The sequence below is a fragment of the Kribbella jejuensis genome (assembly GCF_006715085.1).
Lineage (GTDB): Bacteria > Actinomycetota > Actinomycetes > Propionibacteriales > Kribbellaceae > Kribbella > Kribbella jejuensis.
The window spans coordinates 331,899-350,210 of record NZ_VFMM01000001.1 but is presented as its reverse complement, the minus strand read 5'-3'; the positions used below and the strand labels follow the sequence as shown (position 1 = coordinate 350,210).

Below are 18,312 nucleotides of genomic sequence, written 5' to 3'. Positions count from 1 at the left end.
GTCCGCGGAAGGTGCGATCCTTGAACAGTGCGGCTACTGGTGGTTGAGGACGAGCGGCAACTCGCCGCGGCGCTGAAATGGGGTCTGGAATCGAACGGCTTCACCGTCGACGTTGTACACAGCGGTCCCGAGGCCCTGTGGGCGGCCGACGAGAACGAGTACGCCGCGATCGTCCTCGACGTGATGCTGCCAGGCCTGAACGGCTACCGGGTGTGCCGGCACCTTCGCCAGGCGGGCAACACGACGCCGATCATGATGCTGACCGCGAAGGACGGTGAGTACGACCAGGCCGAAGGACTGGACACCGGCGCCGACGACTACCTGACCAAACCGTTCTCGTACGTCGTCCTGCTCGCGCGTCTGCGCGCGCTGTTGCGCCGCAGCGGCGCGGTCCGGGTCGAGCTGGAGGTCGGCGACCTCGTCATCGACCCGGCGGCCAGGACCTGCCGCCGCGGCGAGCAGGCGATCGAGCTCACGGCGCGGGAGTTCGCGATCCTGGAGTGCCTGGCACGTCGCCGCGACGTCGTGGTCACCAAACGCGAGATCCTCGAACAGGTCTGGGACGCGCACTACGACGGCGACGTGAACGTGGTCGAGGTTCACGTCAGCGCGCTGCGCCGCAAGATCGACCATCCGTTCGGGCGGAACACGCTGCAGACCGTCCGCGGCATGGGCTACCGGCTCACCGGCAGCCGCCATGCGTAGGCTCCGCCTTTCGACCGCGACTCGCGCATCCCTGGTAGCGGGCTCGATCGCCGCGATGCTGGCGCTGGGCTTCGCGTTCTGGATCCACCACCAGATCTACAGTTCGCGCTATCACGCCCTCGAACAGAAGGCTGCCGCGGACCGCGCCTTGCTGGTGGACGAGATGCGTACGTACAGCACGCTGAGGCCTCAGGGTGAGCTGACGTTCCAGCCGGTTGATGCGGCGTACGAGATCATCGACGACTCGGGCCTGCTCTTCGAATCAGGCCAGGTCCTGGGGCCGTTCGGCCGGACTCCGATCTCGCCCGTGCCGCGGCCTGGAGATCCGGAGGACGACAGCAAGTTCGTGACCGTCCGCGCGCTCGCCAAGGGTCCCTGCACGAGTGCGCAACCGCCTGCCTACTGTGACGTGGCCAGGGCGATGGTCGGGCGGCGCCTGTGGGCGAGCCGGGAGATCGTGCCGTTGGGGCGGATCAAACTCGAAAGCGATCCGAGCCGGCGCGTCGTAATCTCGGTGTTCGTCCTACCGTTCGAGGCCGAGGAGGCCGCGGCGGAGGTGGACCGAGTGCTCGAACGGACCCTGCCCGTAGCGGTGCTGCTGATCATGATCGGCGGGTACTTCGGGACGCGGCTGGCGCTCCGGCCGATCGAGCGGATGCGGGCGCAGGCAGCGGCGATCAGTCAGCGCAATCTCCACGAGCGCCTGCCGATTCCGGCCACCGGAGATGCCGTCGCGCGGCTGGCGACGACGCTCAACGACACCCTCGCGCGGCTGGAGGCCGCCGCCGAGCAGCAGCGCGGGTTCGTCGCCGACGCGGCCCACGAACTGCGCAGTCCGATCGCCAGTCTGCGGACCACCTTGGAGGTGGCGGGTGCGCATCCGGAGCGCGCTGACTGGCCGCAGGTGAACAGCGCCGCGGTCGACGAGATCCACCGGTTGCAGCAACTGGCCGACGATCTGCTCCTGATGGCACGGCTCGACGCCGAGCGATCAACCTCCCTGCAACTTGTCGATCTGGCCGAACTGGCCCGGCGGCAGGTTGCCCGGCGCGTCGACGAGGGACCGGAGCTCCGCTTCGCGTCAGTCCAGACCGCCATGGTGGACGGTGATGCGCGGCAGCTGGACCGGTTGATCCGCAACCTGCTCGACAACGCCATGCGGTACGCCCGAACCACGGTGACCGTGCGGATCGAGGAGTCGGCCGGGTACGTCGTACTGCAGGTCGACGACGACGGACCTGGAATCCAGCCGGCGGACCGCGATCGGGTGTTCGACCGCTTCACCCGCCTGGACGAGGCCCGCAGCCGCGACGCCGGGGGAGCGGGGCTCGGCCTGGCGATCGCCCAGGAAATCGCCCACCGCCACAACAGCACCCTGACTACCACCGAATCCCCCAACGGCGGCGCCCGCTTCACGTTGACAATCCCCTCAGCCCCAGCCGACACCACCACACAAACGTAAGCCTCCCGCTCCAGGTGAACGCCCCCGCCACAACTGCCGGACCTGAAGCCAACCGGGGGCCCTCGGTCGCGCCCCAGCGGTCACCGCGCATGGGGAGACGATCCGTCGGAAAGGCTGGACGGAGAAGCATTCGCCGAACGGCCGTGGGCTTCTAGGGTGATCGTGTCAGGTCGCGGCAACTTCAAAGGACCGAGCCATGCCCAGCTCCAAGGAACTCGTTCGTACCTTCCTGCTGGAGGTTCGGTCCGGACGGCACCCGGAGTACGCCGAACGCTTTCTCGCCGAAACGGTTCTGGCTCATCAGGTGCAGGCCGAGGATCCGGTGACGTTGAAGCGTTCACCCCGCGAGTACGCCGAACACGTCGAGGAGATGAAGGCGCTGTTCGGTGCCTTCGAGCTCGAGATCGAGGAACTGCTCGCCGAAGACGATCGTGTCTACGCACGCTGGACCCAACGCGGCCAACACCAAGGAACCATCGACGGCCGCCCCCCGACCGGGAAAGCACTGACCCAGCTGACGAGCGCCGTCTACCGCGTCACGGCCGGACGCATCACAGAATACTGGATCCAAATAGACCGCACCGGCCTCACCACCCAACTCGACGCAGTTGGGGGCAGACCTTCGCGCGCTTGAGTAGGCGTGTCGCGTCGATCTGGGGTGGCGATCGGTTTGATCGGAAGTGGTTGCTTTTCTTGGTGGTGGGGTGGTTTTAGCGTCGGGGGTATGACGACGATGACTGATGGGGAGTGGCGATCTTTCGTCGCGGCGGGGGTGCGGCTTGGGCATGTTGCTCTTATGCGTGAGGACGGGCGGCCGCATGTTACGCCGGTTTGTTTTGTTCTTGAGGGTGATGAGGTTGCCTTTGTCCTGTCGCCGGGAAGTGTCAAAGGTAGAAGGCTTGCGCACGATCGGCGCGTCGCGGTTTGTGTTAGTGATGAGCGGCAGCCGTACAGCTTTGTGACCATCGAAGGGCAAGCGCGCGTCTCTGCGGATGCAGATCAGGTCAGACGGATCGGCACAGCTATTGCGGAGCGGTACTACCCGTCGCAGTCCGCGGACGAGCTTGCTGAAACCTTCGTACGGCAAGGATTCACGGCGGTTCACATCGGCATCGCGAACGTCATCGCCCGATCCGGCCTCGGCTGACGCGTCTCGACCCTGTGGAAATGCCGACCGACACCGAATCCGAGGAGCGTAGGTGGCAGAGCTCGAACCGATCGCCGAGGAGTTGTCGAGTCCTGACGGTGTACCGCTGACCGGGCTGAGCTGGGCTGACGTACGCACCCGATTGGCGGACAGTGCGGACTATCTGCTCGCGACATCCGGGAAGGACGGGCGCGTGCACATGGTGCCGGTGCTGGGCGTCTGGTCGGAAGGTGCTGTGTGCTTCTGCACGCGCCGGCAGACCCGCAAGAGTCGCCAGCTCGCAGAGAACGACAACTGTGCGATCACCGTTCCCGGTCACGACGTCGACCTGGTGATCGAAGGTACTGCGTGGCTCGTGCGCGACACGGCTGAACTGCAACGGATTGCGGACCTGTACCCGGCCAAGTATCCGTGGTGGCACCCGTTCGTCCGCGAGGGGCAGTTTCACGATCCGGCCGATACCTCGCTGAGTGATCCGCAATACGTCTTCGCGGTCGCACCGAAAGTAGTCTTTGCCTTCGGCAAAGACCATGGCTTCACCGGGACCCGCTGGCATCCCACCACCTAACAGCAGGTAACCCGAGTCACACACAGGCTCCTGGTCAAGCCGTGTTTCGCCGATTCGGTAACGGGAACCGGAGAAGTGTTCGAGATCGCCGCAGGACAAGGCGGTCTGGGGCGGGGTGTGGCGGCGGCGTTGAGCAGCCAGCGCTCACCGCCACACCCAGAAAACACCCCGATGTTGCTCTGACCAACCATCGGATATGTGGCCGGCGTCTCAGTCGAGTCGTTCGGTCGAGCCATTGGGGGGTGCAACCTTCGTCGGCAAACATCTCCGGTCGCCTTGTTTGGCGACCCGCCTGTGCGGCTACTTGGTAGATACGAGTTGTCACAGGAGGTAGTGAGTATGGAGAGCATCACCGAGTCGGTCGATGTCCGGGTGCCGCTGGAGATCGCGTACGCGAAGTGGCGCGACATCAGCTCGTTCCCGCAGTACATGGACGGCGTGCACGACGTACGGGAACTCGACGGCATCCACTCGCACTGGGTGGCCTCGGCGGGCGGGTTCGTCCGTGAGTTCGACGCGACGATCGTCGAGCAGCAGCCTGGTCGGCGGATCACCTGGGTGTGCGAGTCCGGCTTGATGCTCGGTGGTTCCGTCACCTTCGAATCCCGGTCCGAGGACCGTACGGCGATCGCCGTCGAACTGAGAATCGATCCGCAGGGCCTGATCGAAAACCTGGCCGAGAAGACAGGCATCCTGCACCGTATGGTCGTCGCCGACCTCTACCGCTTCAAAAACGCCCTCGAGGCCGCCGACCCCCAGCAGCCCCGGACGAAGGAACTCCACACACCCTGAGCTCTATGAGAGCGGGACGCGTCGAGTTTCTATGAGAGCGGGACGCGGCGGCCGGCGCCCAGGTTTGCGGCTTCGTCGTCCGTGACCATTGCGAAGACGCCGCGCGGGACGCCGGGGAGTGCCGCCACATCCGCTGCCACGCGGAGAAGCGTCGCTTCGCTTGCTGCGGTGATGAAGTAGACGTACGCGTCGCCGACCTCCTCACCCTCGTGCATCGTGCCCTCCAGGACGTCGCGGGGACGCGGCGAGGTCGGTCAGGCGTTCCGGATGGGGGAGACGTGGCCGGTCGGCATCGCGGTGGTGGTGCGGTCGCGTTCGGCGGCCATCAGTTGGAGGCCTCAGGTGAGGCCGGGTCCGGACTGGGTTGCACTGTGGTCCGGCTGGGCGGGCGGTGAAGAGCTGTTGGATCAGCCGGACATACTCGACGGCCGCCTGGGAGTATGTCCGTTGCCCGTTGGCGGTGCGCTCCGATGCCAGAAGATCCTGCTCCGATGTCGCGGTAGGCGTGGACCTGGTCGAGTGCAAGAATGGATCGAATCGGTTCGATGAAGTACTGGGACGGTTGTTGCGGCCGGTGGTGGCAGGTGGGCTGCCATACTGTCGAGAAGTTTCGCGGGCATGTCAGTAGGAAGAGAGCGTTGTGGCGACCATTGGTGACGTTGCGAGGGTGGCGGGAGTCTCCCGTAGCACCGTTTCCTACGCGCTCTCGGGGAAGCGGTCGATCTCGCCGGAGACCCGCCGGCGTGTGAACGACGCCATCAGGGCGTTGAAGTTCACCCCGAACGCCGGTGCGCGGTCCTTGCGGACGGCACAGACCGGCGTCCTGGGGCTGCTGGTCCAGTTCCACGAGGACGAGTTCGCACCGGCGATGCTGCAGTATCTCCTGCCGATCACCGAGGCCGCCCGCGCGCTCGGTTACGACATCCTGATAATGACGGAGAACGACGGAGCCGAAGCGCTCACGCGAGCCGCGGAGTCCGGGATGGTCGACGGGCTGGTCCTGCTGGACGTCATCGACGGCGACCCGCGGGTTGACGCGTTGCGAGCAACCCAGCAACCAGGCGTCCTGATCGGGCTCCCGGGAGACACCCGTGGTTTGGACGTCGTGGACCTGGACTTCGCCGCCGCCGCACGTAATCTCGTCGACCATCTCTACGACCTGGGCCACCGCGACGTCGTACTGGTGTCGCCGCCGCGGCACGTCTTCGACCGCGGCGGCACCTATTCCTGGCGGTTCCGCGACGCCGCCGTTCAGCGCGCGTCCGAGCTCGGCCTGACGTTGACCGCCCGCTACGGCGAGTCCCAGCAGCCGGCGATCGACGAGAACCTGCACGGCATCCTCGACGAGTGCCCGGACGCGACCGGGATCATCATGCACAACGACGCATCGGTCGCCGCACTGCCGCGCCTGCTGCACGAACGCGGCGTGCGAGTGCCCGACGACCTGTCGGTCGTGAGCCTCTACTCCCGGGACTTCGCCCGGTGGTTCTCGCTGCCCTACACCGCGATCGAATCCTCACCGGGCCTGCTGGGCAAGGTCGCCATCACCCAACTGACCGAGCGCATCGCTCACGGGGACGAGGCCGGCCCGCACGGAACGCGGCTCGTGGCGGCCGAGATCATCGATCGCGGCAGCACTCGCTGACCCGCCGCGTCCGGCCTGTCGCGCGGATGTGATCGCAACCGCGCCAGCCTCTTGTTGCCCGGCGCGATTCGAGTTATGTTCGTCGAACTGTTCGTCGAATCGATTCGACGTCGACAACCCCAAGTCGTGACCGAGCCCGTCGCAGGAGTCGTGACGACCGCTCGCCGTCGAGCACGCGCACCCGCCGGCAACGTGCCGTTGCCTGCGTGTGCCTGCGACGTCCGTCATCGAAAGAGGAGAACCATGTCACCCAGTCACGGAGATCCATGGAACGGAGTACGCCGGATCGGCACCGTCGCCGCGCCGGCGGAGGTTCGAAGACTGCGCCGGAGAAAGGGACTCGCAACTCTCGGCGCGCTTCTCACTGCGGCTGCCCTCTTGGTCGGCACCCAGAAGCCCGCATCGGCTGACCCGGGTCCGGCGGCCGCAGGCGCGAAGCAGCTGAACGTCGACCTGTCCGCGAAGACGAAGCCGTCCACGGGCGTCGGCCTCGGCATCCTGTACGGCGTTACGCAGGACGGATTGCAGCCGTCCGATCAGTTCGTCGACCCGCTGAAGCTCAACGCGTTTCGCAGCGGTGGTTGGTATTCCGGCGGCTGGATCAAGGACAACTTCACGTTCGGAGCGGCCACCCAGGCCAACATCGACGCAGTCATCGCCGAGGCGCGGCGGTTGCAGCAGCCACCGCTGCACAAGTTCGAGTACCAGGTCCTGCTCAGCGACGTGTTCGGTTCGACCGGTGGTGCACCCGCGAGCACCCTGTGGCCGTGTACCAACGGCGACTGCAGCAACTGGATCAGTTTCATCGACGCGACCGTCACCCAGCTGCAGGCAGCCGGTCAGCACTTCACGTACGAGATCTGGAACGAGCCGGACCTCAGCATCTTCTGGCGGCCGGGCGTGAACACGACCCAGTACTTCCAGATGTGGGACAGTGCCTACCGGGAGATCCGTCGCATCGCGCCGGAGGCAACGATCGCCGGACCGTCGTTCGCATTCACTCCGGAGCGACGTCCGGACGAGTGGCAGACCTTCCTGGCCCATGCTAAGGCCGCCGGCACGGTGCCCGACGAGATCACCAACCACGACGAGGGCGACATCGACGACCCGGTGACGGTGGGCCGGTCGCTAGCCGACGCGCTGGATGCCAACGGGATCGCCCAGCGGCCGCTCTCCGCGAACGAGTACCAGCCGGCCGACAGGCAGACCGCCGGCGACACAGCTTGGTACGACGCTCGGCTCGCGCAGTCGAACTACGCCAACGCCATGCGCGGCAACTGGATCTGCCGCACGATCCCGAACCTGACCGGCCTGCTCACCAAAACCCCGGCCGGCTGGGCGCCGAACGGCAACTGGTGGGCCATGCGAACCTACGCCGACCTGACCGGGACGCTTGTCTCCACGTCCGAACAAGTCGGCACGACCGCGATCTCCGCGTCCGAGGACCCGGCGGAGAAGCGAGCCGTCGCCCTGATCGGTGACATCCAGGGCGGGTCCGTCGGGCCGACGGCGGTGAACTTCACAGGCCTGTCGTCGACGCCGTGGCTTGTCCGCAACGGCCTCGTCCACGCCACCGTCTACCGGATCCCGGACCAGGGCCCGCTCTTCGCGCGCCAGGTGGTCTTCAGCGAGGACGTTGCGGTCAACGGCGATTCCGTCTCCGTTCCGTTCGACTTCCAGTCCAAGCACGATGCGTACGGCATCTATCTGTCCTCGGCCGAACCGCAGGAGGTCTCGCTCGGGGCTCCGAGTGCCGTTCAGGCCGGGAGTACGTACACCGTCCCTGTCACGTTCACCAACGGCGGCGACCAGATCGACCGCAAGGTCCAGACCGGTCTTGCCGTCTACACCGCGGCCGGCGAATCAGCACCGGGCTTCACCATCACCTGTAGCGGCACCGACGCGGCGACCTGCCCAAGCGCGGCCACAGTCGGCGCGGGACAGAGCGTTGTTGCGCAGTACACGGTGACCACAGCTGCGGACCTGCCTAAAGGCAACTATCGGTTCACCGCGACTGCGACCGCCAAGTCCGAGGGACAGGACATCTCCGTACAGAACTCTTCCGATGTGCTGCAGCAGTGCGGGATCGGTGATGTCTGCGAGGCCGAGGACGGGACGCTCGCCGGCGGCGCCTGCCCGGCCACCGACCATCCGGGGTACACGGGCTCCGGCTTCGTCGCCTGCTTCACGACACCCGGAGGCAGCGTGATGCAGCGGGTCCTCGCCCCGTCCGCGGGCACCTACACCCTCGACCTCCGCTACGCGGCAGGCCCCAACGGTCCGGCTGGAACCCGAAGCGCCTCGATATCGGTCAACGGCGGAGCTCCACAGCAGATTCCGCTACCACTCACCGGAAGCTGGAACACCTGGGCCGACGCAACCATGCCGGTGAACCTCACGGCCGGCTCCAACACCATCACCGTTCTCGACACGCCCACCGACGCCGGCTGGTTCAACCTCGACCACCTGGTAGTCACCCACTGATCCACCCCATCCCGTCCGTCGCCGGCCTCTCCCCGGCGACGGACGGGCTCCGCGCGTCAGGGCGTGGTGATCGCTGGGGTGAGGAAGGCTACCGCTCGGTCCATCCAGCCTTTGCGCGGCGAGCCGAATCTGAGGACTTCTGCGAGGTAGGCGCCTACCAGTACGCCGAGGACGGTGTCGGGATCGATGGTCGGTTGTAGGAGGCCGGCCTTGACGTCGGCGTTCATCAGGTCGGCGAGTGAGCTCAGGCGGCCGGCCAGTCGAGACCGTACCGCCTTCGTGAATTCGGGATCGCTGTTGGCGATGATCGCGGCGGTGGCGCCGGGACCGAGGCGGTTCTCCAGCATGTCGCTGATCCGGTCCATGACCCATCGCAGTTTCTCGTCGACCGGGAGGTCAGGTGCCAGCGGCGCCGGATCGATCAGGTGCTCCAGGACCGCGTGCATGAGTTCGTCGCGGCTGCGGTAGCGGCGGTAGATCGTCGTCCGGGCGACACCGGAGTGGGCCGCGACGGAATCGATGTTGACCGCGGCCGGTCCCTTCAGCCGGAGCAGCTCGCGCGCGGCCTGCAGGATGCGCTGGTCGGTCGACTCGAGCCGGGGCCGGCCGCGGTTGCTCGTGGTGTTGGGCATGGGGTCCAGTCTGCCGGGAACAGAACTGCCACGATTTACGCTACACTAGATGTATCGGAAATTGAAGAGGAGGAACCGTGAGCACGATGTCGCTCGATGCCGTCCAATTGGCCTTACTGATCCTCGTCGCGGTGGTGACGCCGGTGATCTGCCTCGGAGGGGTCGGGCTTGCGTACCGGGCGCAGGAGCGGGCCGCGGCCAAGAAGCAGGCCGAGCGCTCACACGGCGTACGAACAACTTCTGAGGAGGAATGAGATGGAGAAGATCGTTGTCGGAATCGACGGAAGCGAGACGGCTCAGCAGGCGCTCGAATGGGCGGTTGCCGAGGCCCGGTTGCGCGGTGCCGGGCTCGTCGTGGTGCATACCTGGCAACAACCCACGGCGGCACTGATGGCGCCGTACGCACCGGTCCTGGAGGACCCTGCCGCGATCGAGGAGTTGGCGCGGCGGACACTGACCGACAGCCTGGCGGCGGTGGACCTCACCGGACTCGCGAGCGAGCCGGAGCAGTGGATCGTCCAGGGTCCTGCCGCGCCGACGCTGCTCGGCGTCGCACGAAATGGTTCGCTGCTCGTCGTCGGGTCACGCGGGCGCGGCGGGTTCGCCGGATTGGTCCTTGGATCGGTCAGCCGGCAGGTCGCGCACGAGGCAACCGTTCCAGTCGTCATCATTCCGCCGACCGCGAGGGCAATGGACGCGACCGACACCGATCAGGAGGACGGCTGACGGATGGTCATCGATCAGATGGTTGCCGAAGACTTGGTTGCAGCGGCACGCGGGTTGCGCGAAGCCGACCTGCAGCGGTTTCGCGACGAGCTCGAGCAGCAACGACAGTTTCGCCTCGACCAGCTCGTCGAACTGACGGACGACGCGCGCGTCGCCGGCGACGACGCGCGCAAGGACATTGTCGAGATCTGGGGCGAGGACTCGTTCCCTGCCAGTGATCCACCGGCGAACTGGTGACGGTTCGCGCACACTTCCAACTATTTACGCTACACCGCCCGTAGCGATTATTGATCAAGGAGGAGATATATGACCGCATCAGGTGGCAGCGACATCGTGCTGTTGATGGTGCTCGGGGTGACGGTCGTCGTCATGACGATCCGAGTGATCGCCCGCCAGCACCGACTCAAGCAAGAGGCCTTGGCCGCGCAGCCAGCCGAACCTGTACGGCGATCCAACGCCGACAGGTCCGGCGACCGTGGTGGTTGATTGCGGGGAAGTCCCGTTCTAGTTGGTGAGTGGGTGAAAGGTGAGGGTGAAGCCGGCGTTGGCTACCTGGTTGGTGGTCAGGGCGTGGGTGGGGAGTACGCCTGGTCCGCAGGCGGCTGAGCCGACGCCGTGTTGGGCCCAGTCGAGGTGTAGCCAGTTGCGGTCGGGGTCGGGGACCAGGTCGGCGGTGTGACGTGCCGCCTCCAGGGCCTCGGTCGACCAGGGCCGGTAGGTCACCGAGATCGGGCTGTCGGCGTCGATCCGCAGGGCGGGCGTACCGTCGGCGGCGAGTTCGAGGTGGCGCACCAGGCTTCGTTGACCGTTTTCCTGCGGCCGCGTGTACGGCGTCTGCAACTCGTCGACGCTGGCCCGGAACCGCGATGTCCACGCTCCCGAACGAGTGTCGGCGTACGTCTCGTGCGGCCCGAGGCCGAACCACGTCAGCTCGTTCCAGGCAGCCGGTACGGACAGCCGCAGCCCGAGACGCGGAATCGTCCCTGCCCACGGCCCGACCAGGTCGAAGCGGGTCTGCAGCCGAAGCCGATCCGCTTCGGCAGTCCAGACCAAGCTGGTGTCGATCAGCTGATCGGTCGCCGCTCCGGCGCTGCGGATGATCACGAACAGCTGGTCGCCGTCCACGGACAAATGCGATACCCGATGACGCAGACGGTGCAGACCGAGCGGCTCCCAAACCGTCGGAACGGCCTGGCCGCCGGCATACATGTCGTTGTCGATGGTCGCCCGCCACAGGTCCGGCACCAGACTGACGGCGTGGCCGGACAACCTCACAAGACGACCCCGGGTATCGAACTCGGCCGGACCGATGCTGAACGGCCGGTCGGCCGATCCGGGATCGCGTCGAGTCGGTGGGGGAGGCAGGGTCGAGATCGGCCGCTGTGGCACCGGTACGTCGGTGAGCTGCGTCTCGCCGAACGCGAGCCGGTGGCCAGCCGGTGCCCACGTGGTCTTGTCTGCCAGTACTGCCTCGACCCGGATCCATCGTTCGGATCGAGCCGGCGGGAGTTCGATCGTAGGCATCGGTACGCGTACGGTCGCGCCGGGTGCAACGGCCGGTACGGCGAGATCGCCCGCCTGCACGTCGATGCCGTCGTCGCTGATGTAGTAGCGGAAGGCCAGGTGCGAGGTGTCGGCGAAGGCCAGTCGGCTGCGTACTTCGACGATGCCGGCGTCGACGACGATGCGAACAGGGGCGATGACCTGCGCGTAATCGGCCAGCGCCGGAGACGGCGTGCGGTCCGGAAGGACCAGACCGTCCGCGATGAAGTTCCGATCGTGGAGGGGCTCGCCGAAGTCACCGCCGTACCCGTAGTAGGTCTGACCGGCGTTGGGTCCGGTCTGCTGCCGCAGCACGACGCCGTGGTCGATCCACTCCCAGATGAACCCGCCGATCAGCCGCCGGTGGCTGTCGAACAACGCCTGGTACTCCGCCAGCCCACCGGGACCGTTGCCCATGGCATGGGCATACTCGACCAGCAGATAGGGGAGTGAGCGGCGGCGGGCGTCGTTCGCCGGGTCGTCCGTCGGCGGATCGATGCCCAGGGCAACGCGCTCGACGAAGTCGATCGGGTCGTACATCTTCGAGTAGACGTCGACGTAGTCACACTCGCGGTTGCCCTCGTAGTGGATCGGGCGCCCGGGGTCGCGCCGGCGGGTCCACTCCGACATCGCGGCCAGGTTCGCGCCGGTGTCGGACTCGTTGCCCAGCGACCAGAACACGATGCTGGGGTGGTTCTTGTCCCGCTCGACCATCCGCTGCATCCGGTCCAGGTACGCGTCCCGCCAGGCCGGGTCGTCGGACGGATTGTGCCGCCAGCCGTTCATCACGAAGCCGTGCGTCTCGACGTCGCATTCGTCGATGACCCAGAGCCCGTACTCGTCGCAGAGGTCGAGGAACCGCGCGTCCGGCGGATAGTGCGACGTACGGACCGCGTTGATGTTGTGTTGCTTCATCAGCTCGATGTCACGTCGCATCGTCTCCTCCGACAGCGTACGTCCGGTGACCGGATCCCACTCGTGCCGGTTGACGCCCTGCAGCAGCACCGGCACACCGTTGACCAGCAGTTGCCCGTCGTCGATCCGGATCGTGCGGAACCCGGTGCGGACCTCGACCCGCTCGACATCGTTGGCGATCGTCAGCGAGTACAACCGGGGTGTCTCCGCTGTCCACGGCTCGACCGCGAGCTCGTACGGCCCGGCTGGATCCACACTGTCCAGCCCGAGCTCCTGGCACGTCAGCCTTGCGCCGGCCGGGGCGTCGACCCGCAACCGTCCCAGCCCACTCTCGTGATCGAAGTCGGCATGGACGAAGACGTCGTCGATACCGCCCGAGGGGCGATGCAGGAGCCGGACGGACCGGAAGATTCCGGAGACCCACCACATGTCCTGGTCTTCCAGATAACTCCCGGAGCTCCACTGGTGAACCCGGACGGCGAGCTGGTTGGTCCCGGCCCGCAGGACCGGCGTCAGGTCGAACTCCGTCGGCAGCCGGCTGCCCTTGCCGTCGCCGATCCGCTCGCCGTTGCACCACACCGCGAAGGCCGAGTCGACTCCCTCGAAGCGGATCAGGCAGCGCCCGTCGGCGAGGAACGCCGCCGGCACCTCGAAGGTACGCCGGTACTCACCGGTCGGGTTCTCCTCCGGGACGAACGGCGGATCGACCGGGAACGGGTACCGGATGTTCGTGTACGCCGGTGCGCCGTACCGCGGCTCGTCCGGCCGCCCCAGCATCTGCCAGCAGGACGGCACCTCGATCACGTCCCAGCGGGAGTCGTCGAGACCCGGGTCGCCAAGGTCGGCGGTGACGTCCTCGAGGCTGTCCGCGAGCCGGAATCGCCACTCGCCGTCCAAGCTCAGCTGACCCGCGGACGAAGGCAGAGCAGGTCTGGCCGGACTCCGGTTCGTGCCTGGCGCGGGGTCGCTGACGTACGCGTGCGTCGATGATGACGTCGAGGATGACACGGAGGATGACACGGAGGATGACACCGGGGATTTCCCTTCAGAGGATGCCGTTGCGGTCGTGCAGGTAGTCCTCGACCGTGAACAGGTGCGTGGCCATCCGGATCCGGGCCCGGTCGGGATCGTGGGCGGTGAGCGCGTCGAGGATCGACAGGTGTTCACGGTGGGCCGTCTCGTCGGCGCCCGGCTGGGAGATGGAGCGGCGCAGCCGGACGCGCATCGTGCGACCGCCGAGGGCGTCGATCAGCGCGGCCAGCACGGGGTTGCCGGACGCCTCGGCGATGATGCGGTGGAAGGCGATGTCGTTCTCGATCACCGTCTCGTGGTTGGCCTCCGGCAGGGCCAGCTCGTGCTCGGTGGCGCGCAACAGGTCGTCGGCGGTGGCGAGTTCCTCGGGGCCGATGCGTGGCGCCGCGACGGCCGCGGCTTCGGTCTCCAGAATTCGCCGTACGGTGTGCAGGTGGTGCGTGCCGGCGCCGTCGTGCAGGTCGACCACGAGACCCATCGGTGCCAGCAGTACCGACGGATCGAGCTGGGTCACGTACGTACCGTCGCCCTGCCGGGTCTCGAGAACTCCCATCATCGACAGCGCTCGAACCCCTTCGCGGAGTGGGTTCCTGGAGACGCCGAAGGTTGCCGCGAGCTCCTTCTCCACGGGCAGCCGGCTGCCCGGCCGCAGCCGGCCTTCGACAATCATCTGCCGGATCCCCTGGACCACGACATCGGTCTGTGAGACGCCCGGCATCCGGGGATTCGCTGCCAGCTTTTCCGAACTCATGCTGCCGGTTCTCCGGCCCGAGCGGCCCAGTAACTGCCGTCCGGGAAGCTGTAGGCCTGCAGCGATTCCCTGTGCATCTCGGCGCTGTAGCCGGGTGCGGTGGGGAGGATGTAGGCGCCGTTGTGTACGACGCAGGGGTCGACGAAGTGTTCGTGGAGGTGGTCGACGTATTCGGTGACCCGGTGCTCAAGCGAGCCCGACACGGCGATGTAGTCGAAGATCGACAGGTGCTGGACGAGTTCGCACAAGCCGACGCCGCCGGCGTGTGGGCAAACCGGCACGTCGAACCAGGCGGCGAGGAGGTAGACGGCGAGTACTTCGTTGACGGAGCCGAGGCGTGCGGCGTCGAGTTGGCAGTAGTCTAGGGCGCCGGCTTGGAACATTTGTTTGAACAGCACGCGGTTCATGCCGTGTTCACCGGAGGCGACGCCGATGGGTGCGACGGCTTTGCGGATGGCGGCGTGGCCGAGGACGTCGTCGGGGCTGGTGGGTTCCTCGATCCACAGCGGGTCGAATCCGGCGAGCGCTTTGACCCATTCGATCGCCTCCGGGACGTCCCACACCTGGTTGGCGTCGATCATCAGATGGCCGTCGGGTCCCAGGACTTCGCGGGCGATGCCGCAGCGGCGGATGTCGTCGTTGAGGTCCGCGCCGACTTTGAGTTTGACGTGTTTGTAGCCTTCGGCAACGGCTTCTTCGCAGAGTGCGCGGAGTTTGTCGTCGGAGTAGCCGAGCCATCCGGCCGACGTGGTGTAGCAGGGGTAGCCTGTTGTCTGGAGTTCCTGGATCCGTTGCTTGCGGCCACTTACCCGGCCGGCCAGCAACGTGATCGCCTGCTCCCGGGTCAGGACGTCGGTCAGATACCGCAGGTCAGCGGCGTCGACCAACTCTTCGGGTGACATCTCGGCCAGCAGACGCCACAGCGGTACACCGGCGCGCCGGGCGGCCAGGTCCCACACCGCGTTCATCACCGCGGCCAGCGCGAGGTGGATGACGCCTTTGTCGGGTCCGAGCCAGCGCAATTGGCTGTCGGACTGAAGTTCTCGGTAGATGCCGCCGAGGTCGCCGCACAGTTCGTCGACATCGCGGCCCACCAGTGGTTTGGCGCGCTCGGCCGCGGCCGCGACACACAAGTCGTTGCCGCGCCCGATCGTGAACGTGAAGCCGTACCCGGCCACCTCCGGGACGTCGGTGTGCAGGACGACGTAGGCGGCCGAGTAGTCGCCGTCCTTGTTCATCGCGTCCGACCCGTCGAGGGTCAGCGACGTCGGGAAGCGGACGTCGACGACCTCGACGGAGGTGATGTGGGGCATGGCGGACCTCACTTCCCGTCCCATCATAGATGGGATCATTTTGGAATCTAGCTGGCCTCAGTATGGACCACGACCGACATGAGCGCTACGATCCCGACAATTCGTAGGATCAATTGCCTGCCGCCGACGCGGCCCGGCGCAGAAGGAGCACCATGAACTCCGCCTTCGAACGTGAGCCCGACGGCTGGTCCCGTCGCAAATTCCTCGCCGCCGGCGCCGGCTTCTCGGCCGCCGGTCTGCTGGCTGCCTGTGGTCAGCAGAACCGGAAGGCACAGACACAGGCCGGACAGGACGCGCAAGCCGGGCAGGTGGTGAACGGCAACTACCCGGAAGACGCTGCGAAGAAGCTGAACGACACGCTCAAGTGGCCCAAGACGGCGGTTCCGGAGCCGTCGTCACCGGTGGAGATCACCGTCGCGCACGCATGGGAGGCAGCGTTCCTGACCCGGCAGCGGCAGTTCGACAAGTACTTCACCGAGCGGCACCCCAACATCAAGATCCGGATCGAGAACACGGTCTGGGGCGACTACCGGACCAAGTACGTGACGTCGGCCGCCGGTGGCAAGCTGCCGGACCTGATGTACATGCACTTCTCGTGGATCCAGGTCTTCATCCGCCAGGGCGTCTTCCACGGCCTGCAGGACTACATCGGCAAGCAGAGCGATTTCAACTTCGCCGACTTCACCAAGCCGTCGACCGCGCCGTTCACCGCGAACGGCCAGCTCTACGGTGTGCCGTACGACTGTGGTCCGCTGATGCTGTTCTACAACAAGGACCTGCTGGCGAAGTCCGGGATCGAGGAGCCGACCGACGCCTGGACGATGGACAAGCTGAAGCAAGCTGCACTGAAGGTCACCCAGGACGGCGGCGGCAAGGTGTGGGGCCTGGCAGGTGGTCCGTCACCGGCCAACGCCGACCTGGCGCCGCCGTGGTTGTTCCCGTTCGGGGCGCGGTTCGTGAACGAGGACCAGACCCAGTGCGTGATCAACGATCCGGTTGCGGTCAAGGCGATGGAGTACTGGCAGGAGCTGCGGGACGCGAAGGCCATCCCCACCGCTGCCCAGGCGGCCAACGTGTTGCCGGATCCGTTCGGCGCGGGCCGTGCCGGGTTCATGCTCGGCGGTACGTGGGCGACGCCGTCGCTGCAGGCGCAGGCGAAGTTCAAGTGGGCGATGGCGAAATGGCCGTCCGGTCCGGTCAAGCGATCCACCGCGGCGGAGGGCAGTGCCTACGCGATCACCGAGAAGAGCGAGAAGAAGGACGCCGCCTGGATCTACCTGAACGAGTACATCTCCGAGGCGGGCCAGAACTTCATGTGGGCGAGCACCGGCCGGGGATCCCCCTCGCGATCGTCGGCGTGGAAGTACTACACCGGCAGCGAGCTCGCCGCTCCGGGCGCGGACCAGATCCTGCCCGTGCTGGACAAGTACGCCAGTGGCGAGATCCTGTACCTGCCGCAGACCTCCAAGGCGATGGATGCCGCCAGCCCGATCTGGGACCGGGTGGTCGCGGGCAAGACGAGCGTGGCCGACGGGCTGAACCAGGTCACCAACGCGCTGAACCCGATCCTCGCCCAAAATGCCCAGTGACAGCAGAACCGCCGTCGCGGGTCAGCCGGTCGTGGAGACGCTGACCCAGGTAGCCGAAGGGGGCGGGGACGCGCCGCGGGCACGACGCCGCAAGCACAAGCTCTCGCCGCTCGCCAAGCGCGAGGAACGTCGCTTCTGGCTGTTCCTGCTGCCCTGGGTGATCGGCTTCATCGGCTTCGGTGCGGGTCCGCTGATCGGCTCGATCGTGCTCAGCCTGACGAACTACTCGTTGCTCAGCGCACCGAAGTTCACCGGGCTCGCGAACTACCGCAGGATGTTCGAGGACCCGCTGTTCTACAAGTCGATGGCGAACACGGCGTACTTCGGGATCGCGTCCGTGGTGCTGAGTGTGGTGTTCACGCTGCTGATCGCGATCCTGCTGAACCAGAACGTGCAGGGGCTGTGGTTCTTCCGGATGATCTTCTACTTGCCGTCGGTGGTGGCCGGCATCGCCACCGCACTGCTGTGGAAGAACATCCTGGATCCGGACTTCGGCCTGATCAACCTGGTGCTCGGCTGGTTCGGCATCCAGGGACCGGGCTGGCTGCAGTCGCCGCAATGGTCGATCGCGGGACTGGTCCTGATGAGTGTCTGGGGCGCGGGCAACACGATCGTGATCTACCTGGCCGGGCTGCAGTCGATCCCCGCGACGTTCTACGAAGCGGCCCGGCTCGACGGCGCCGGGACCTGGCAGCGGTTCCGCCATGTGACGATTCCGATGATGAGCCCGGTGATCTTCTTCAACGTGATCACCGGCCTGATCGGATCGTTGCAGGCCTACGTACTGATCCTGATCATGACCGGCGGTCCGAGCTCCGGCTCGGCCGGCGGCCCGGAGAACTCGACCTTGGTGATCGGGTTGTACATCTACCGGCAGGCGTTCCAGTACTACGACTTCGGATACGCCTCCGCGCTGTCGTGGGCGCTGTTCTTCGTCATCATGCTGATCACCGCGATCCAGTTCGCCCTGGCCAAGCGCTGGGTCTACTACGACGGGAAGTGAGACGAC

The 18,312-nt window shown here is 66.5% G+C and carries 19 protein-coding genes; 14 read left to right on the top strand and 5 right to left on the bottom strand.

The window, feature by feature from the left end:
- Nucleotides 1-27 precede the first annotated feature (27 nt).
- From FB475_RS01655 to FB475_RS01630, 6 genes are all read left to right on the top strand, one after another.
- Complete coding sequence (locus tag FB475_RS01655) at nt 28-705, top strand: response regulator transcription factor (RefSeq protein ID WP_141851844.1); 678 nt, start codon at nt 28-30, stop codon at nt 703-705.
- On the top strand, nt 698-2,167 hold the full coding sequence (locus tag FB475_RS01650; RefSeq protein WP_141851842.1) for a sensor histidine kinase: 1,470 nt from the start codon (nt 698-700) through the stop codon (nt 2,165-2,167). The genes FB475_RS01655 and FB475_RS01650 overlap by 8 nt, the downstream gene beginning before the upstream one ends.
- A gap of 196 nt (nt 2,168-2,363) precedes the next feature.
- Nucleotides 2,364-2,801, top strand: coding sequence for an ester cyclase (locus FB475_RS01645; protein WP_141851840.1), 438 nt, complete (start codon nt 2,364-2,366; stop codon nt 2,799-2,801).
- A gap of 90 nt (nt 2,802-2,891) precedes the next feature.
- Nucleotides 2,892-3,314, top strand: a complete 423-nt coding sequence (locus FB475_RS01640) for a PPOX class F420-dependent oxidoreductase (RefSeq protein ID WP_141851838.1) — start codon at nt 2,892-2,894, stop codon at nt 3,312-3,314.
- 52 nt (nt 3,315-3,366) lie between these two features.
- Complete coding sequence (locus tag FB475_RS01635; RefSeq protein ID WP_141851836.1) at nt 3,367-3,882, top strand: pyridoxamine 5'-phosphate oxidase family protein; 516 nt, start codon at nt 3,367-3,369, stop codon at nt 3,880-3,882.
- Between the two features lie 339 nt (nt 3,883-4,221).
- Nucleotides 4,222-4,674, top strand: coding sequence for an SRPBCC family protein (locus FB475_RS01630; protein WP_141851834.1), 453 nt, complete (start codon nt 4,222-4,224; stop codon nt 4,672-4,674).
- Nucleotides 4,675-4,703: 29 nt separating this feature from the next.
- On the opposite strand, the gene FB475_RS01625 is transcribed toward FB475_RS01630, so the two are convergent.
- Nucleotides 4,704-4,889 carry a hypothetical protein gene (locus tag FB475_RS01625; protein WP_141851833.1) on the bottom strand — a complete coding sequence of 62 codons (186 nt, stop codon included), beginning with the start codon at nt 4,887-4,889 and terminating at the stop codon, nt 4,704-4,706.
- Nucleotides 4,890-5,314: 425 nt separating this feature from the next.
- On the opposite strand from FB475_RS01625, the gene FB475_RS01620 reads away from it, so the two are divergent.
- Nucleotides 5,315-6,319 carry a LacI family DNA-binding transcriptional regulator gene (locus FB475_RS01620; RefSeq protein WP_141851831.1) on the top strand — a complete coding sequence of 335 codons (1,005 nt, stop codon included), beginning with the start codon at nt 5,315-5,317 and terminating at the stop codon, nt 6,317-6,319.
- A gap of 243 nt (nt 6,320-6,562) precedes the next feature.
- Nucleotides 6,563-8,803 (top strand): CBM35 domain-containing protein, encoded by a 2,241-nt coding sequence (locus FB475_RS01615; RefSeq protein ID WP_141851829.1) that lies wholly within the window; start codon nt 6,563-6,565, stop codon nt 8,801-8,803.
- Between the two features lie 56 nt (nt 8,804-8,859).
- Here the strand turns inward: FB475_RS01615 and FB475_RS01610 are convergent, their stop codons facing one another.
- Entirely contained in the window at nt 8,860-9,435 is a 576-nt protein-coding gene (locus FB475_RS01610) for a TetR/AcrR family transcriptional regulator (RefSeq protein ID WP_141851827.1), read from the bottom strand.
- A gap of 77 nt (nt 9,436-9,512) precedes the next feature.
- Between FB475_RS01610 and FB475_RS36600 the strand changes: the two genes are divergently transcribed.
- The 4 genes from FB475_RS36600 (at nt 9,513) to FB475_RS01595 (ending at nt 10,647) form a co-directional block, all read left to right on the top strand.
- Nucleotides 9,513-9,689, top strand: coding sequence for a hypothetical protein (locus FB475_RS36600; protein ID WP_185759011.1), 177 nt, complete (start codon nt 9,513-9,515; stop codon nt 9,687-9,689).
- A gap of 1 nt (nt 9,690) precedes the next feature.
- Nucleotides 9,691-10,161, top strand: a complete 471-nt coding sequence (locus FB475_RS01605) for a universal stress protein (protein ID WP_141851825.1) — start codon at nt 9,691-9,693, stop codon at nt 10,159-10,161.
- A 3-nt stretch (nt 10,162-10,164) separates the two neighbouring features.
- Nucleotides 10,165-10,398 carry a hypothetical protein gene (locus FB475_RS01600; protein ID WP_141851824.1) on the top strand — a complete coding sequence of 78 codons (234 nt, stop codon included), beginning with the start codon at nt 10,165-10,167 and terminating at the stop codon, nt 10,396-10,398.
- Between the two features lie 69 nt (nt 10,399-10,467).
- Nucleotides 10,468-10,647, top strand: coding sequence for a hypothetical protein (locus FB475_RS01595; protein WP_141851823.1), 180 nt, complete (start codon nt 10,468-10,470; stop codon nt 10,645-10,647).
- Between the two features lie 18 nt (nt 10,648-10,665).
- Here FB475_RS01595 and FB475_RS01590 read toward each other — a convergent pair whose 3' ends face one another.
- From FB475_RS01590 to FB475_RS01580, 3 genes are all read right to left on the bottom strand, one after another.
- The gene (locus FB475_RS01590; RefSeq protein WP_202878231.1) at nt 10,666-13,515 is read right to left on the bottom strand and encodes a glycoside hydrolase family 2 TIM barrel-domain containing protein; all 2,850 of its coding nucleotides are present in this window, start codon (nt 13,513-13,515) and stop codon (nt 10,666-10,668) included.
- Nucleotides 13,516-13,663: 148 nt separating this feature from the next.
- A complete protein-coding gene (locus FB475_RS01585; protein WP_202878230.1) occupies nt 13,664-14,401 on the bottom strand; it encodes a FadR/GntR family transcriptional regulator in 738 nt (245 codons plus the stop codon).
- Nucleotides 14,398-15,714, bottom strand: coding sequence for an L-fuconate dehydratase (locus FB475_RS01580; RefSeq protein WP_141851822.1), 1,317 nt, complete (start codon nt 15,712-15,714; stop codon nt 14,398-14,400). Before FB475_RS01580 ends, FB475_RS01585 begins: the two co-directional genes overlap by 4 nt.
- A 152-nt stretch (nt 15,715-15,866) precedes the next feature.
- Here FB475_RS01580 and FB475_RS01575 point away from each other — a divergent pair, with 152 nt between their 5' ends.
- On the top strand, nt 15,867-17,303 hold the full coding sequence (locus FB475_RS01575; RefSeq protein WP_141851821.1) for an ABC transporter substrate-binding protein: 1,437 nt from the start codon (nt 15,867-15,869) through the stop codon (nt 17,301-17,303).
- On the top strand, nt 17,293-18,306 hold the full coding sequence (locus FB475_RS01570) for a carbohydrate ABC transporter permease (RefSeq protein WP_141851820.1): 1,014 nt from the start codon (nt 17,293-17,295) through the stop codon (nt 18,304-18,306). Before FB475_RS01575 ends, FB475_RS01570 begins: the two co-directional genes overlap by 11 nt.
- Nucleotides 18,307-18,312: the final 6 nt, after the last annotated feature.